At 71.1% G+C, this 15,502-nt stretch carries 13 protein-coding genes; 9 read left to right on the top strand and 4 right to left on the bottom strand.

Going from position 1 to position 15,502, the window contains the following annotated elements; genetic code table 11:
- Nucleotides 1-140 precede the first annotated feature (140 nt).
- The 6 genes from ACZ6KY_RS22570 (at nucleotide 141) to ACZ6KY_RS22545 (ending at nucleotide 7,372) form a co-directional block, all read left to right on the top strand.
- On the top strand, nucleotides 141-1,688 hold the full coding sequence (locus ACZ6KY_RS22570; protein ID WP_469312179.1) for a YfjI family protein: 1,548 nt from the start codon (nucleotides 141-143) through the stop codon (nucleotides 1,686-1,688).
- Nucleotides 1,689-2,055: 367 nt separating this feature from the next.
- Nucleotides 2,056-2,244, top strand: a complete 189-nt coding sequence (locus tag ACZ6KY_RS22565) for a helix-turn-helix domain-containing protein (RefSeq protein WP_469312079.1) — start codon at nucleotides 2,056-2,058, stop codon at nucleotides 2,242-2,244.
- Between the two features lie 78 nt (nucleotides 2,245-2,322).
- Nucleotides 2,323-3,549 (top strand): tyrosine-type recombinase/integrase, encoded by a 1,227-nt coding sequence (locus tag ACZ6KY_RS22560; RefSeq protein ID WP_469312078.1) that lies wholly within the window; start codon nucleotides 2,323-2,325, stop codon nucleotides 3,547-3,549.
- Nucleotides 3,550-3,633: 84 nt separating this feature from the next.
- The gene (locus tag ACZ6KY_RS22555) at nucleotides 3,634-4,074 is read left to right on the top strand and encodes a hypothetical protein (protein WP_469312077.1); all 441 of its coding nucleotides are present in this window, start codon (nucleotides 3,634-3,636) and stop codon (nucleotides 4,072-4,074) included.
- Nucleotides 4,075-4,484: 410 nt separating this feature from the next.
- Entirely contained in the window at nucleotides 4,485-6,089 is a 1,605-nt protein-coding gene (locus ACZ6KY_RS22550; protein WP_469312076.1) for a hypothetical protein, read from the top strand.
- A gap of 347 nt (nucleotides 6,090-6,436) precedes the next feature.
- A complete protein-coding gene (locus ACZ6KY_RS22545; protein ID WP_469312075.1) occupies nucleotides 6,437-7,372 on the top strand; it encodes an oxidoreductase in 936 nt (311 codons plus the stop codon).
- A gap of 30 nt (nucleotides 7,373-7,402) precedes the next feature.
- On the opposite strand, the gene nirD is transcribed toward ACZ6KY_RS22545, so the two are convergent.
- Both nirD and nirB read right to left on the bottom strand, forming a co-directional pair.
- A complete protein-coding gene (gene nirD, locus ACZ6KY_RS22540; protein ID WP_469312074.1) occupies nucleotides 7,403-7,765 on the bottom strand; it encodes a nitrite reductase small subunit NirD in 363 nt (120 codons plus the stop codon).
- Entirely contained in the window at nucleotides 7,762-10,305 is a 2,544-nt protein-coding gene (gene nirB, locus ACZ6KY_RS22535) for a nitrite reductase large subunit NirB (protein ID WP_469312178.1), read from the bottom strand. The genes nirD and nirB overlap by 4 nt, the downstream gene beginning before the upstream one ends.
- A gap of 534 nt (nucleotides 10,306-10,839) precedes the next feature.
- Here nirB and ACZ6KY_RS22530 point away from each other — a divergent pair.
- The 3 genes from ACZ6KY_RS22530 to ACZ6KY_RS22520 all read left to right on the top strand — a co-directional run bounded on the left by ACZ6KY_RS22530 (nucleotide 10,840) and on the right by ACZ6KY_RS22520 (nucleotide 13,681).
- On the top strand, nucleotides 10,840-12,117 hold the full coding sequence (locus ACZ6KY_RS22530) for a sensor histidine kinase (RefSeq protein ID WP_469312073.1): 1,278 nt from the start codon (nucleotides 10,840-10,842) through the stop codon (nucleotides 12,115-12,117).
- Between the two features lie 20 nt (nucleotides 12,118-12,137).
- Nucleotides 12,138-12,785 carry a response regulator transcription factor gene (locus ACZ6KY_RS22525; protein WP_469312072.1) on the top strand — a complete coding sequence of 216 codons (648 nt, stop codon included), beginning with the start codon at nucleotides 12,138-12,140 and terminating at the stop codon, nucleotides 12,783-12,785.
- A gap of 113 nt (nucleotides 12,786-12,898) precedes the next feature.
- A complete protein-coding gene (locus ACZ6KY_RS22520; RefSeq protein ID WP_469312071.1) occupies nucleotides 12,899-13,681 on the top strand; it encodes a sulfite exporter TauE/SafE family protein in 783 nt (260 codons plus the stop codon).
- 182 nt (nucleotides 13,682-13,863) lie between these two features.
- Here the strand turns inward: ACZ6KY_RS22520 and ACZ6KY_RS22515 are convergent, their stop codons facing one another.
- Together ACZ6KY_RS22515 and ACZ6KY_RS22510 are read right to left on the bottom strand one after the other, a co-directional pair.
- The gene (locus ACZ6KY_RS22515) at nucleotides 13,864-14,484 is read right to left on the bottom strand and encodes a class F sortase (protein ID WP_469312070.1); all 621 of its coding nucleotides are present in this window, start codon (nucleotides 14,482-14,484) and stop codon (nucleotides 13,864-13,866) included.
- Between the two features lie 178 nt (nucleotides 14,485-14,662).
- On the bottom strand, nucleotides 14,663-15,181 hold the full coding sequence (locus ACZ6KY_RS22510; protein WP_469312069.1) for a hypothetical protein: 519 nt from the start codon (nucleotides 15,179-15,181) through the stop codon (nucleotides 14,663-14,665).
- Nucleotides 15,182-15,502: the final 321 nt, after the last annotated feature.

Raw genomic sequence — 15,502 nt, 5'->3', positions numbered from 1 at the left:
GCGGACTGGCTCTGTGCCTGTGGGCAGCACGAACGCGGCCGGGGCCGTGCCGCCGTCATCAGGCTGACGGCCCGCGTCATCGCCGGAATCTGCCCCCACACCACCGCCGAAGGGAGGCAAGCCTCATGACCCCACAGCCTGTGGACAGCCCTGACCTGTGGGCCGGCCTGCCCACCCCGGAAGACCCGCCCGGCGAGGATGAGACGGCACCGGACGTGTGGGAGGACCCCATTCCCCTCACCGGCCGGCGCGAGCGTCCGCCCTTCCCCGCTCACGTCTTCCCGGGGTGGCTGGGCGAGTTCGTGACGGCGGTCGCGGAAGAGACACAGACGCCCGTGGACCTCGCCGGCTCTGTCGCTCTCGCCGTGCTCGCCACGGCCGCCGGCGGTCGGTCCGTGGTCCACGTCCGCGGCAACTGGCGCGAGCCCACCAACCTGTACACCGTGGTGGCGCTCCCGCCCGCCAACCGCAAGTCCGCCGTCTTCGCGCTGCTGACCAACCCCCTCTACGAGGCGGAGAAACAGCTCAAGACGGCGATGAAGCCCGTGATCGTGGAAGCGGAGCTGACGGCCCGGTTGGCCAAGGAAGCAGCCGACAAGGCCGCCGCCAAGGCCGCGTCCGCCGACGGCGGCAAACGCGATGAGATGGTCGCCACCGCCGTGGGCCTCGCACAGACCGCGGACACGCTCACCGTCCCGGCCGAACCGGTGCTGTTGGCGGACGACTCGACACCCGAGACGGTCACCTCGCTCATGGCCGAACAGGGCGGCCGACTGTCCGTGATGAGCGCCGAGGGCGGCATCTTCGACATCATCGCCGGCCGCTACTCCGGAGCCCCCAACATGGAAGTCTTCCTCAAGGGGCATGCCGGGGACCGGCTGAGGGTCAACCGGCAGACCCGCCGCGAGTACATCGACGCCCCCGCGCTCACCATCGGCCTCGCCGTACAGCCGGACGTACTGCGCGACATCGGGAAGGTGAAGGGATTCGAGGGACGCGGACTGCTGGCCCGCTTCCTGTACTCCCTGCCGGTCTCCACGGTCGGCGACCGGCAGATCATCACCGACCCGGTCCCCGAACAGACCGCCGCCACCTACACGAGCCGCGTCGTCGACCTCGCCCTGTCCCTCGCGGAGTGGACCGACCCGGCCGTCATCCAACTCACCCCCGAAGCCGACACGGCCCTGATCGCCTACCAAAAGCGCATCGAACCGCAGCTCAAAGCACGCGGCGGCACGCTGGGCCACATCTCCAACTGGGCCGGAAAACTCGCCGGCGCCACCGCCCGCATGGCCGCGCTACTGCACCTCGCCGAACACGGCGGCGATGGCTACGCCCACCCCGTCACCGAGACCACCATGAACGCGGCCATTGAGCTGGGGGACTACTACACCGCCCACGCCCTCGCCGTGTTCGACGCCATGGGCGCCGACCCGGTCCTCGGACGCGCCCGCAGCGTGCTGGACGCGCTGCGGGACAACGGATGGGAGGACGTCAGCCGGCGGGACGTTTTCACCGTCCTGTCCCGCAGCGAGGTCCCCACCGTCGCCGACCTCGAACCCGCCCTCGCGCTCCTGGAAGACCACGGATACCTGCGGTCCTACCAACCCGAGCGCACCGGCAAGCGAGGACGCCCACCGGCACCCCGCCTACTCGCCCACCCCGCGCTGCGACAGCACGGCCCGTGACACCCGGCCGCGCGCCGAACCTCTCCCGCACAAACCGCAAAATCGCAGAAAACCCTGGACACCCCCGCTGACCTGCGACGGGTCCCCGACACGACCTCGGTCGGGGGCCCACCGCGCAATCCCGCGATATTCCGCAAAAAACCGAGCACGGCCCCGCGCGCGAGGGACCGGCCGATGGCCGCCCGTGATTTTTGCGGAATATCGCGGGTTTCTGCGGCGCGCCGTCCATCCCGCCCGCGAACCGCATCACCGCAGGTGAACCGCCCGTCCCGGGTTTCTGCGGATTCTGCGGTTTGTGCGGCCGATCTTCCGCCATTTCCGTCCGGGCGGTGTCCCTACGAGTGGTCGCCCACCACAGGAGGACGTCATGAGGAAGTACCTGACGACTGCGGAAGTGGCCGAGCGCTACCGCACGTCGCCGGCAACCGTCCGCTATTGGCGCTACGCCGGAACCGGCCCGCAGTGCTTCTTCAGACGCGGGCGACACGTGCTGTATGACGCCGAAGCGCTTGACAGGTTCGACGCCGAAGAGATCAGCGGTCGACGCGCGGCGTGACCTGAGACAGCAACGAACCCTCCAGAGGAGGCGCCACGTCATGCCCAGCCTGGCCCGCACCGCTGAAAAGGAGAACTGATGGCTGACGTGTACGACCGCTGGCACCTGTCCCGCCCGCCGGCCGACGCCGAACCCTGCGAGGCACACAGCAGTAAGACGCAGACGGTGTATCCCAGCACCGATCACGGCACGGGGAAGCGCTGGCAGGTGCGCTACCGAGACTTGTCCGGCAAACAGTGCAAGGAGAACTTTGAGAAGAAGACTGCTGCGGACTCCCGGGCCGCCAAGGTAACGACTGAACTCGACGACAGCACGTTCGTGAACCGGGAGTTGGGCAAGCAGAAGTTCAGGGTCATCGCAGAACGCTGGCAGGAGACAGCCGTACACCGCGAGCGGACCGAGACGAACGTGGAGCGAGCCCTGCGACTGCACATCTACCCGACGTTCGGCAATCGGGAGATCGGGCGGATTCAGCGAGTGGACGGACTGAGGTGGATCAAAGAGCGGTCGGCGGTCATCGCCCCGTCGACCTTTGCGACGCCCTGGAACGTCTGCACCAGCATTCTGAAGATGGCCCATCAAGAGGGGATCATTCCGAAGTACCCGTGGGAGGGGCTGAAGCCGCCAGAAGTCTTCTATCCGGAGATTCACCCGCTCCATCCGGAGGCGGTGAAGGCACTCATCATCACCGCGTCTCCCCGGTACCGAGCCCTGGTGAGGCAGGCCGCATCGACGGGCCTCCGGCAGGGTGAGCTGTTCGGGTTGGAGGATGAAGACCCGTCCGAGTCCGTGATGGTCAAGCAACAGATGATCGGTCCCGACAAAGGGGTGCCGTACCTCGGGGAGCCGAAGACGCGACAGAGTTATCGGTCCGTTCCTCAAGGGCGTTCCGTCATGGACGAGATCGAGCGCCATCGTGAGAAGTACCCGCCCCGGGTCGTCCACATCGAGGACCGGACGAACCCGCGGAAGCTTGTGTGGCGTCACGCCCGGTTGCTGTACACCAGCGAGACCGGCGGAGCGATCCGGCGTGCGAGCTGGGCGAAGGTGTGGACCCGGAACGTCAAGCGGGCGAACGCGCACCTGAAGAAGTCAGGCAGCAAGGTCTGCGTCCCCGAGGGCACGACGCTTCACGATCTGCGGCACTTCTACGCCTCAGTCCTGATCAAGAACGGGGCGACGCCGAAGCAGGTACAGATGAGGCTTGGTCACGCCAAGCCATCGATCACGCTGAACGTCTATACCCACTTGTGGGAGGCGGAAGAAGACCGGACAGCCAGCATGATGGAGGCGGCTCTCAACTGAAGCCGGGATCGTCGCCAGATAGCGGACAACGGGGCGGTACGGAGCTGAGTCGGCTCCGTACCGCCCCGTTGTTATGGTGGCCGCGTGCACCGAACCACCCTGAAAATATTCGCCGCCCTGGCACCGTTTCTGCTGCTCACCGCGTGTGTGGGAAGCCAGCCGACCACCAAGGTTGCGGCCGGCCGCATCATTGGGAATTGGGTGGGACCGCACGGCGAGAAGTTCACCTTTGCCGCCGACCGGACGTTTACCGCCAATGGTCTCGATTCGGAGAACCTCGCCCCCGTAAGGTGCCCCGGGAAGCCCTCCAAAGGCGGCTGGGCGTTCTATGTCGCTGTGGACAAGAACACCGAAATCTCGGATGAGGCCGCCAAGTCCGGTTCCTGGATCGGTCTTTCGTTCGACGGCGCGGCCGAGAACTGCCAATTCGACCTGGCGGTGGTGGACGACGGCGAAACGCTGTGCGCGACGGACGACGCGGACTTCTCGTGCGGACTGGACGTGAAGTTCACCAGGGAGCCGTAGCGGTACGGCTCACCTCTTGAGCGCTGCCATGACCCGCCTCAAGTGCTCTGAAAGTGCCCTTGGCTATGAGGGAAGGGCTGACGTCCCAGCTCAGGAAGCCAGCCAGACACCCTGTGCGGGGATGCCGCGCTTTCCGCATGGTCTGCGGGGGCTGTCAAGCTACGTCGCTGACCAGGCAAGTTGATGTTCGCCGGCGTTGGTCGCCGTTGAGCCCGCGGGAAGCCGTCGTGCCTTCGTTGCGCCCTCCCCTGTGATCATCCGTGTCCGGCCTCCTGGGCCACGTCACATCGTGCCCGGCGGCGCAAACACCCGAGCCCGGCCGGCCGCAACCATTTCCGCACCTCGCGGGTCACACCTGTGCAGCACGGCGGGCCGGGACCCTCCCGGCGCACGGGAAAGGTTTCGGTCGGATGGCACGAAGATCACGGATACGCGCGGTCGCGACGGCGGCGGCGGGCGCGCTGGCGCTGATGGCGGGGGTGTTCGGCACGGGTCCGGCCCACGCCGACGCGGCCCACGCCGACACGGCGGACGCCGCACGAGAGATGACGGTCCGGTTCGCCGAGCACGAGCTCTTCATCGGGACGGAGCCGCCGATCGTGAACCTGTCCTACCGGTGGAAGGTGCCCGGCGGGGGCACGGCACACCACGTCCACCTGACCGTCGACCTGTCCGGAGTGGCCGACTTCGCCGAGCCGGCACCGTCGGAGCACTGCGACGGCAACCTCTGCACGCTGGACCTGGCGTCCGCCACCTCGGACTACCACGTCGTCCAGCTGGTGCCGAAGCCCGGAGCGGCCGTCGGCAGCAGCGGCACCGTGACCGTCTCCGGCACGGCGTCGGACGCCACCGTCACCGGCGACCACCTCACCCTGACCAACGGCAAGACGCAGCTGAAGGTGAGCGCGTCCGCCGATGAGTCGGACCACGTGCCGGGCGACATGCTGACCTTTCCGCTCGACGTGTGGAACAACGGCCAGCTCCCGGCGGCCAAGGGGGTGGAGCTGCGGATCCGCACCACCGCCGGACTGCACCTCCAGGGCTCCTGGGCCAACTGCCGCGACGTGCCCCCGAGCGGCCTCAGGCACATCGTGCGCGAGACCCTGTGCGACTTCCCGACCCCGGTGGAGCCCGGCCGGCAGTACGCGTTGTCGTCGCCCCTGCGCGTCAAGGTCGGCGACGAGGCCTGGCGCGACGAGATCCGCTACGAATTCACCCCGCTGACCGGCGCCGCCCCGGCGAACGGCCCCGGGACCCCGCTGACCCTGGTCCCCAACGGCGCGATGCCGTCCGACGGGAACAGCGACCCGTACTTCACCACCTACGTCGACAGCGTCAACCACGTCGACTTCGCCGTCACCGGGGACACCACCACCGGGCGGCGCGGCGGTCACGCCACGCTGCAGGCCACGGTGATCGACCGGGGTCCGGCGGTGGTGGAGGACCTCCTCGACGACGACATCGCCCTCTCGGTCCGCGTCGAGCTGCCGCCGGGCACGAAGGCCACGAAGATCCCGAGGAACTGCCAGCCGACGCCCACGGACGACGGGTCGGACCCCGGCCCCCGGATGGGCCGGTCCTCCTACGAGTGCTACTTCGGCGACCCCGCCCCGGGGGACAAACACGTCCTGTCGTTCACCGTCGCCATCGGCCCCCGTACCCCGGCCGTCTCCACGGGCCAGGTCCGCACGGTGGAGTTCTTCGAGGGGTTCGACCCCGACACCTCCAACGACAGCGCGGCGCTGACCCTGCGGCTGGCGCAGGACGGCTCCGCGGGCGGCTCTGCGGGCGGTGGCACGGCCGGCGGGTTCGGGGGCGGCGGTACGCCCGGCGGGTCCGGCTCCGGCGGCACGACCGGAGCGTCCGGCTCCGTCTCGGGCGGCACTTCCACGGGGTCCGGGCCGCTGGCCGACACCGGATTCGGCGGCGGCTGGATCGCCTGGGCGGCCGGCGCGCTGTTGCTGGCCGGTGGTGTGGCCGTAGCGCTCTCCCGACGGTCCCGCGGCGGGAACTGACACGCCGTCCGGGGGTCCGGAGGGCCCCCGGACGGGTCAGGGACGGAAGCCGTCGGTGATGGTCGCAGCAGCGGCCGCGCCCGCGACGGCATGCTCCACGCCGCTCGATCCTCGCGGTACGCCGTTGTCACGAGGTAGGCGCGGGGCGGACGGCGGACATGACGGAGCCTGCGCCGGGCGATGTGCCCTGAGAGTGCCCTGTGAGATGCGGCAACCCCCGAACCCCCTGGTCAGGGGATTGGTCTTGCACCCTGTGCGGGGGTGCCGCCCCTTCGGGCTCGGTACCGCGTCCGGGGCTGATGGGCCCCCTAGGCTGGGCGCCCGTAGTCACCTGGAAGGAAACCGCCATGTCCGGCTGGAACGCGCAGGACGTCCCCGATCAGAGCGGGCGCACCGCTGTCGTCACGGGGGCCAACAGCGGGCTCGGGTACGTCGGCGCGCGGGAGCTCGCGCGCAAGGGGGCCCGGGTCGTGCTCGCCTGCCGCAGCGAGACGCGGGGCGCCGCGGCCGTGGACCGGCTCGTGGCCGAAGTGCCGGGCGCCGAAGTCGAGTTCATACGCCTGGACCTGGGTGAACTGGACTCCGTGAGGGAGTTCGCGAGCGTCTTCGAGCGGACGTACGGCCGGCTCGATCTCCTCCTCAACAACGCCGGGGTCATGGCGCTGCCCCTCGGCCGTACCGCCGACGGCTTCGAGACCCAGTTCGGCGTCAACCACCTCGGCCACTTCGCGCTCACCGGGCTGCTGTTCCCGGTGATCGCCGAGACCCCCGGCGCGCGGATCGTCACCGTGTCGAGCATGGTCCACGCGCTGTCCGACATCGACCTCGACGACCTCAACAGCGAGAAGGGGTCCTATCGGAAGTGGATCGCCTACGGCCGGTCCAAGACCGCCAACCTCCTCTTCACGCACGAGCTCGCCCGACGGCTGTCCGGCGCCGGGTCCGATGCCGTCGCCGCCGCCGCGCACCCCGGGTACGCCTCCACCAACCTGCAGACCGCCGGGCCCCGTCTTGAGGGGCGCAAGGGTGCCGAGCGGCTGATGGAGATCGGCAACCGCGTCTTCGCGCAGAGCGCCGAGGCCGGGGCCCTGCCGACGCTGTACGCGGCCACCGCCCCCGGCGTGCGGCCCGACACCTTCGTCGGCCCGTCCTTCGCGATGTGGCGCGGCTCGCCCGCGACGTCCTGGCGGGCCCGCTGGACCCGCGACGACACCAGGGCGGAGCGGCTCTGGACCGCCTCGGAGCGGCTGACGGGCGTCACGTACGAGGGACTCAAGGGCTGACCGGCAGGGGGCCCGGTGCGGCGGGCCGTCTCAGGCGGCCCGCACCTCGTACGTCGCCACCCGTACGTCCTCGTCGTCCAGGCAGCGCCCCGACTCCAGGTCGAAGCGCTGCTTGAGCAGCGGCGAGGCCACGAACGGGCGGCCCCGGTGAGTGCCGGTCAGCCCGCGGGAGAGCACCGCCGCCCCGCTGAACGGGTCACGGTTGTCGATGGCGTACGTCCGTCCCGCGCGGTCGGTGAACAGGGCGACCTGGCGGCCGTCAGGGAGGAGGGCCGCGACGCCCCGTCCCGGGGTCAGCAGGGACAGCTCGCAGACCGTGAACCAGTCCTCCCCCAGCAGGAGTTGGAGCGTGAGGACCGTTGTCGTCCGGGTCGTCTCGGGTGCCAGGGTCATCGCTGGGCACTTCCTTCCAGGGGTCGTTGTCCGATGGTCAGCAGCGGCAGGTCGGGCTTGATCTGGTCGCGCTCGGGAACGAAGCCGACGACCGGGTCCGGGGTGTCCGGGGCGTTCACGAAGGACACGAACCGGCCCAGCTTCTCCGGGTCGTTGACGGTCTCGGCCCACTCGTCCCGGTAGTTCGCGACGTGCGCGCTCATCAGCGACTCCAGCTCCTCGCAGATGCCGAGGGAGTCCTCCACCACCACCTCCCGGACGTGGTCCAGGCCGCCCGGAATCCGCTCCAGCCAGGTCGAGGTGCGCTCCAGGCGGTCCGCGGTGCGGATGTAGAACATCAGGAAGCGGTCGATGAGCCGGACCAGTTCGGCGTCGCTCAGATCCTGGGCCAGCAGATCCGCGTGCCGCGGGGTCGCCCCGCCGTTGCCGCCGACGTACAGGTTCCAGCCGTTCGCCGTGGCGATCACGCCGAAGTCCTTGGACTGGGCCTCGGCGCACTCGCGGGCGCACCCGGAGACCGCCGACTTCAGCTTGTGCGGGGAGCGCAGACCCCGGTAACGCAGCTCCAGGTCGATCGCCATCCGGACCGAGTCCTGCACGCCGTACCGGCACCAGGTCCGCCCGACGCAGGACTTCACCGTCCGCAGCGACTTCCCGTACGCGTGCCCGGACTCGAAGCCGGCGTCCACCAATCGCGCCCAGATCATTGGGAGTTGTTCCACCCGCGCGCCGAACAGGTCGATGCGCTGACCGCCCGTGATCTTCGTGTAGAGCCCGAAGTCCCGCGCCACCTCGCCGATCACGATGAGCTTCTCGGGAGTGATCTCGCCGCCGGGGATGCGCGGCACGATCGAGTACGAGCCGTTCTTCTGGAGGTTGGCGAGGAAGTGGTCGTTGGTGTCCTGGAGCGCGGCCTGTTCGCCCGCCAGGACGTAGCCGGCGGCGCCGATCGTCGGGGCGAGGGAGGCGATGACCGACCCGACGGCGGGCTTGCAGACCTCGCAACCGTCGCCGCCCCGGGCGTCCTCGCGGCCGTACCGGTCGAGCAGTGTCCGGTACGAGGTGATCCGGAGGGCGAGGACGATCTCGTACAGCTCCTCGCGGGTCTGCCCGAAGCAGCCGCACAGGCCGTGGTCGACCTCGACACCGCTCGCGGTCAGCTCCTCGTTGACGAGCTGGCCGAGGACCTTGACGCAACTCCCGCAGCCCGTACCGGCCTTGGTGCACTTCTTGACCTCGGGGACGTTCGTGCAGGAGTGCTCGGTGACCGCGCCGCGGATCGTGCCCTTGGTGACGTTGTGGCAGGAGCAGACGACCGCGGAGTCGGGGAGCGCGGAGGGGCCGAGGACCACCGGGGCGCCCGCGCCCGCCGGCAGCACCAGCTGCTCCGGGGCGATCGGCGGCACCGAGCCGGTGAAGGCGCGCAGGGTGCCGTAGGCGTCCGCGTCGCCGACCAGGATGCCGCCGAGGAGCTGCCCGTCGCGGCCGATGACCAGCTTCTTGTAGATGCCCGAGCGCGAGTCCGCGTAGACCACGTCGAGGCAGTCGGCGGTGACCCCGTGCGCGTCGCCGAACGAGGCGACGTCGACACCGAGGAGCTTCAGCTTCGTCGACAGGTCGGCGCCGGTGAAGCTCGCCTCGGCGGCGGCGATCGTGGCGGCGGCCGTCGCGGCCATCTCGTAGCCGGGCGCGACGAGTCCGTACACCCGGCCGTCCACGGCGAGGGCGCACTCGCCGATCGCGAACACGGCCGGATCGGAGGTGCGGCACCGCTCGTCCACCGTGATGCCGCCGCGCTCGCCGACCGTGAGCCCCATGGCGCGGGCGAGCTGGTCGCGTGGACGCACTCCCGCCGAGAACACCACCAGATCCGTGGGGAGTTCGGACCCGTCGGACAGCTTCATGCCGGTCACGGCGCCGTCGTCGCCGGTCACGATCTCCTGGGTGCCCGTGCCGGTGTGCACGCGCAGGCCCATGTCCTCGATGGTGCGCAGCAGCGCGGCACCGCCGCCGTCGTCCACCTGCACCGGCATCAGGCGCGGCGCGAACTCCACGATGTGCGTGGCCAGTCCGAGCCCCTTGAGCGCGCCGGCCGCCTCAAGTCCCAGCAGACCCCCGCCGACCACCGCTCCGGTCGTCGCCCGCGCCTTCGCGTACTCCTCGATGGCGAGCAGGTCCTCGATCGTGCGGTAGACGAAACAGCCCTCGGCGTCCTTGCCGGGGACCGGCGGTACGAAGGGGTAGGAGCCGGTGGCGAGCACGAGGGTGTCGTAGCCGACCGTCAGACCGGACCTGGCCGTCACGGTGCGCGCGGCCCGGTCGACCGACTCGGCCGGGTCGCCGAGGTACAGCTCGATCCCGTGCTCCTTGATGAACTCCGCGTCCGTGAGCGAGAGTTCGTCGGGTGTGCGGCCCGAGAAGTACGAGGTGAGCCGGACCCGGTCGTAGGCCGGTCGGGGCTCCTCGCAGAACACGACCACGCGGTGTGTGGCGGTCGTTCCGCGTTCGGCGAGCGACTCCAGGAAGCGCTGGCCGACCATGCCGTGGCCGACGAGCACGATCGTGTGCGCGTTCCGGGCCGAGGCGTCCGGGGCCGTCGCCGTCCCTGTCGTCGCCCCAGCCGTTGCCGCCGCCGTCATCGTCGTATGCGAGGTCATGACCACACCGTGCGGTGCCGGTGTTACCCGGTGGCATCACACCTGTTTCCCGGGAGGAACGCTGCCCTCAGCGGGAGCGCGGCCGCGGTGTGAGGGCTCCCGGGGGCGGGAGAGGAGGTGGGGGAGGAGGCCGGAGAGGGGGTGGGGTGGGGTCAGCCGTACCCCCGGTTCACGTGCGGGCACGATCGATCGGGGCGTCCTCGGACGGAATCCTTTGAAGGGCCGGACCTCACCCGCACAGAGGGGGCCGGACCTCACCCGCCCACGATCAGGGGAACCCACCTTCGCCGGCGCCCGGGCCTTCCACGCCCTCCTCGGCGGCGTCGGCTTCCTGCTGGTCATGCCGTGGCTCGGACGGGCCATGGCCGCCGTCCAACGCCGCCTCGCGGCGGCGCTCCTCTCCATAGGTTGGGATTCATGAACCGCCTCCGCGCCACGCTGGGCTCCCCCTTCGGGCGGCGGGCCCTCGCGGCCCTCCTCTACGCGCTGATCGCCTTCCCGCTCGCCCTCGTCGGGTTCGTCCTCACGCTCGTGGGCCTGCTGGTCGGCGGCGCGCTGTCCGTGACCACGCTCGGGCTGTGGCTGATCGCCGTCACCGTACGCGGGGCACTCGCCCTCGGCAGGCTCCAACGTGCCCTGGCACGCGGCCTGTTGGGGATGGACATCGAGGAGCCGGGGCGCCGTCCGGGTGCCGGGCCGCTGGGCCGGCGGCGGGCGCTGCTCGCCGACCGGAGCGGATGGCGCGCCGTCGCCTGCGCGCTGGCGACGCCCTTCACCGCCGTCTTCGGGTACGTCGCCGTCGTCATCGGCTACGCCTGGGGTGTCCTGCTCGTCCTCCACCCCGTCCTCGAACACTGGGACTACGACACCCGGCGGGCGAGTGACGGCACGGAGCGCCGGGTGTCGCTGGAGTTCTTCGGCTTCCAGGTCGACTCCTGGCCGCGCTGGCTGATCCCGGTGGCCCTCGGACTGCTGCTCCTCGCGACCGCCGCCTGGCTGCTGCGCCAGGCGCTCGCCCCGCACCGGTCCTGGATCGCCACCCTGCTCGGCCCGGACCCCGCCGACCGCCGTATCCGCACCCTGGAGGAGACCCGCGCCCAGGCCGTGGACGACGCGGCGGCCACCCTGCGCCGTATCGAACGCGACCTGCACGACGGCACACAGGCCCGGCTCGTCGGTCTCGCGATGCACCTCACGATGATCAGGGAGCTGATCGGCGCCGGGGCCCCCGCGGACCGGCTGCTCGCCGTCGTCGACACCGCGCAGGGCAATGCCCGGCAGGCCATCGCCGACCTGCGCCACCTCGTCAAGGGCATCCATCCGCCCGTACTGGACCAGGGCCTGGACACGGCGCTGGCCACCCTCGCCGCCGACAGCGCGCTGTCCGTCGAGGTGAACGCCGACATCGGGGAGCGGCCGATCCCGGCGGTCGAGTCGATCGCCTACTTCTGCGCCGCCGAACTCCTCGCCAACGCCACCAAGCACAGCGGGGCCACGCGGGCCACCGTCACGGTGACCGCCCGGGACGGACTGCTGCGGCTGAGCGTCCGTGACGACGGGCGCGGGGGAGCGGTGATCGGCGCGGGCTCGGGCCTGACCGGTCTGCTGGCCCGCGCGCGGACCGTCGACGGCACGCTGGCCTGCGACAGCCCGCCGGGAGGGCCTACCGTGGTCACCGTCGAACTGCCCTGCTGACCCTGGCGAACGGGAGCCCCATGCGCGTCGTCATCGCCGAGGACTCGGCCCTGCTGCGGGACGGTCTTGCCCAGTTGCTCCAACTGCGCGGTGTGGAGGTGGTCGCGGCCGTGGGCGACGCGGACGCGTTGCTCGCCGGTGTCGCCGAACACGAGCCGGACGTCGCCGTCGTCGACATCCGGCTGCCGCCGACCCAGACCGACGAGGGCATCCGGGCGGCCGTGCGGCTGCGCGAGGAGCACCCCGGCACCGGGGTGCTGGTCTTCTCGCAGTACGTGGAGACGAGGTACGCCACCCAACTGCTCGGCAATCCGGCCGGGTTCGGCTATCTCCTCAAGGAACGCGTCGTCGACATCGGCGAGTTCGTGGACGCCATGGAACGGGTCGCCTCGGGCGGTACGGCCCTCGACCCCGAGGTCGTCTCCCAGTTGTTCGGCGCGAGCCGCCGGGTCCGCGCCCTCGACGCCCTCACGCCCCGCGAGCGCGAGGTCCTCGCCCTGATGGCCGAGGGCCGCACCAACCACGCGATCGCCGCGGCCCTCACCGTCTCCGAACGCGCCGTCGAGAAGCACATCGCCAACATCTTCCTGAAGCTCGACCTGCCCCCGTCGGACACCGGCCACCGGCGCGTCCTCGCGGTCCTGCGCTACCTGGACTCGGTGAACTGAGAAGAAAAGGAGCCCAGGCCGTCCCCGGGACCGGTCGAGGCGAACCTCGGGAGTCACTCAAGCTTCCCGGCCCCGTGCACGACGCATCCATCGCGTCGCTTAGGGTCGCGATCATGCCCGACATATCGCTGACCATGATCCTTGTGCTGTGCGCCGCCGCCCTGGCGGCCGGCTGGATCGACGCCGTGGTCGGCGGCGGAGGGCTGCTTCTGCTGCCCGCCATGCTGCTCGGGCTGCCCGCCGGCACCGCGGCGGCGTACGCGCTCGGCACGAACAAGGCGGTCGCGATCGTCGGCACCACGGGGGCCGCGGTGACGTACGCGCGCAAGACAACCGTCGACGTGCGCCTCGCCGTACGGATCGGACTCGCGGCCCTCGCCGGTTCGACGGCGGGCGCGTTCGTCGCCGCCGGGCTCAGCACCGAGGTGCTCAAGCCGGTCGTGATGGTCGTCCTGCTCGGCGTCGGCGCCTTCGTGATCCTGCGGCCCTCCTTCGGTACGGCGCCGCCGACCACCCCGGCCTCCCCGCGCCGCGTCCTCGCCGCGATCGGGCTGGCGGGCCTCGGTATCGGCTTCTACGACGGGCTCATCGGCCCCGGCACGGGCACGTTCCTCGTGCTCGCCCTCACCGCGCTGCTCCACCTCGACCTGGTGACCGCCTCCGCCACCGCCAAGATCGTCAACTGCTGCACCAACGCGGGCGCCCTCGCGACCTTCGCCTGGAAGGGCACGGTGTTCTGGGAACTCGCCGCCCTGATGGCCGTGTTCAATCTGGCGGGCGGCATGGTGGGCGCGCGGACCGCGCTCAAGCAGGGCAGCGGGTTCGTCCGGGCGGTGCTCCTGACAGTGGTGTTCGCACTGGTGGCGAACCTGGCCTACCAGCAGTGGCTCGCCTGACACCTCAGCGCCTTCCTGAACCCGCCTGAACCGTCAGCGGCTGCCTGAGACCTGCCTGAATCCTCAGCGGCTGTCCGAGACTCGTGTGAACCCTCAGCGGCTGCCCGTTGTCGGCCCGGACTCTCCACGGCAGCCCGCAGCTCGCCCGAACCCTCGGCGGTTCCCGTGGCTCCCGTGAATCCTCAGCGGCTGCCCGTGAGATGGGCGAAGACGACCACGTTCCCCTGGTAGCCGGTCGTGCGCGAGTAGCCGCCGCCGCAGGTGATGACGCGCAGTTCGGGCCGGCGCGCGGCCCCGTACACCTTCGCGTCGGGGAAGGCACGGGAGTCGTACACCTCGACCGCGTCGACGGTGAAGACGGCCGTCCTGCCGTCGAGCCGGTCCACCTCGACCGTGCTGCCCTTGCGGAGGGAGCCCAGGTCGTAGAAGACGGCGGGGCCCTCCGCGTTGTCGACGTGCCCGGCCACGATGGCCGTGCCGCGCTCGCCGGGGCTGGTCCCCGCCTCGTACCAGCCGGCCAGGTTCTTCTTCTCGGCGGGCGGCACGTTCAGGCTGCCCTGCGGGGTGAGGCCGAGGCCCATCAGCGGGGCGTTCACGCCGATCGCGGGGATACGGATGCGGTCCGGCGGGGAGTGCGGCATCGCGGGGGCCACGGACCGCGCCCGGTCCCCGGCGGTCGCCGCCTGCGCCGCGGACGGCTGAGGAGGCGGATGCGCCTCGGCGCCGCTGCGCAGCAGCCAGGCACCGGAACAGAGGGCGACGACCGTGACCGACGCTATGGCGGCATTGCTGACCCGGCGCACGCGAACCTCCTCACGGGTTCCTCTCCGGGGGCGGGACCGGCCGGCGCCCGACGGCTGGGGTGTGCTGATGGGGATGTGCTGATGGGGCCGGTCCCTTCCCCCTCCGGGCCGCGAGGGGCGTCGGGCCACGGAGGGGGAGGGACGGCGGTACCGGCGGACGGACAGCGGAGGGTGTCCGTCAGATCCCGTCGCCTCTCGCCCGGCGATGCAGGAGCCAGGTACCGCCCGCGGCGGCGACGGCCAGCGCCGCCACTCCCGCCGCGGTCTGTACGGGGTCGGGGCCCAGCGCGCCACCGACACCCGTGTTCACATGCCCGCGCGGCTCGACCTGCTCGCGCGTGGAGGCCAGGGTCACCATCAGGTCGCCGGTGACCCGCCGGCCGTGGGAGCACGTCGCGACGATCTCGTACGTCCCCGGCTGCGCGCTCGGCGGCACCCGGAACTGGCCGATCGCGTCCTGCTCGTGCGCGCTGGCGGCGAGCGTGAAGGTACCGCCGCCCACCGCGTCGGCGTCCCCGTTCGCGGTGCCGTCCGAGCCGCACGCGGCCGTGTTGACGGTGACGTCGGCGCCGGGGACGGCGCTGGAGGGGAACACCTCCAGGCTCCCGGTGTCCCCGCCGTACACGGGCGCCGCGCCCAGACCCGCGGCGGCGACGGCGAGCGCGGTACCGGTCAGAAGACGTGCGGTACGTCGCATCGTTGCCAGCTCCTCCGAGGGGGCGCGGCCCGCGACACCCCCAAGTGCCGCAGCGTCGGTCGTGCCCCTGCCCTTCCGAGGTAAGTGGCACACGACCGCGCCCGCTCTCTGATGGAGTGTCAGAAATGATGTGAACGGGTGTCGGGCGGGGCGCCGGGAGAGGTGGGACTCTCGGTATTCCGGCAGGTCACCGGTGTGTGTCCGGTGTACCGCACAAGAGAACCCGAAGGGTGGGGGGCCGGGGGTGTGAACGGGTGACCCGGGCCCGCTCGTCCGCCGTTCGGGGGCGAGCGCGCGGCGCGACCCGGAGGGCCGGCCGGA

Source organism: Streptomyces sp. NPDC042002 (assembly GCF_055588305.1).
This window is presented reverse-complemented; position numbering and strand designations above follow the sequence as displayed.

Coding starts and splice junctions, on each gene's coding strand:
- ACZ6KY_RS22565 (WP_469312079.1), top strand. CDS start 2,056: ATGAGGAAGTACCTGACGACTGCGGAAGTGGCCGAGCGCTACCGCACG.
- ACZ6KY_RS22560 (WP_469312078.1), top strand. CDS start 2,323: ATGGCTGACGTGTACGACCGCTGGCACCTGTCCCGCCCGCCGGCCGAC.
- ACZ6KY_RS22550 (WP_469312076.1), top strand. CDS start 4,485: ATGGCACGAAGATCACGGATACGCGCGGTCGCGACGGCGGCGGCGGGC.
- ACZ6KY_RS22545 (WP_469312075.1), top strand. CDS start 6,437: ATGTCCGGCTGGAACGCGCAGGACGTCCCCGATCAGAGCGGGCGCACC.
- nirD (WP_469312074.1), bottom strand. CDS start 7,765: ATGACCCTGGCACCCGAGACGACCCGGACGACAACGGTCCTCACGCTC.
- nirB (WP_469312178.1), bottom strand. CDS start 10,305: ATGGTCGGCCAGCGCTTCCTGGAGTCGCTCGCCGAACGCGGAACGACC.
- ACZ6KY_RS22530 (WP_469312073.1), top strand. CDS start 10,840: ATGAACCGCCTCCGCGCCACGCTGGGCTCCCCCTTCGGGCGGCGGGCC.
- ACZ6KY_RS22525 (WP_469312072.1), top strand. CDS start 12,138: ATGCGCGTCGTCATCGCCGAGGACTCGGCCCTGCTGCGGGACGGTCTT.
- ACZ6KY_RS22520 (WP_469312071.1), top strand. CDS start 12,899: ATGCCCGACATATCGCTGACCATGATCCTTGTGCTGTGCGCCGCCGCC.
- ACZ6KY_RS22510 (WP_469312069.1), bottom strand. CDS start 15,181: ATGCGACGTACCGCACGTCTTCTGACCGGTACCGCGCTCGCCGTCGCC.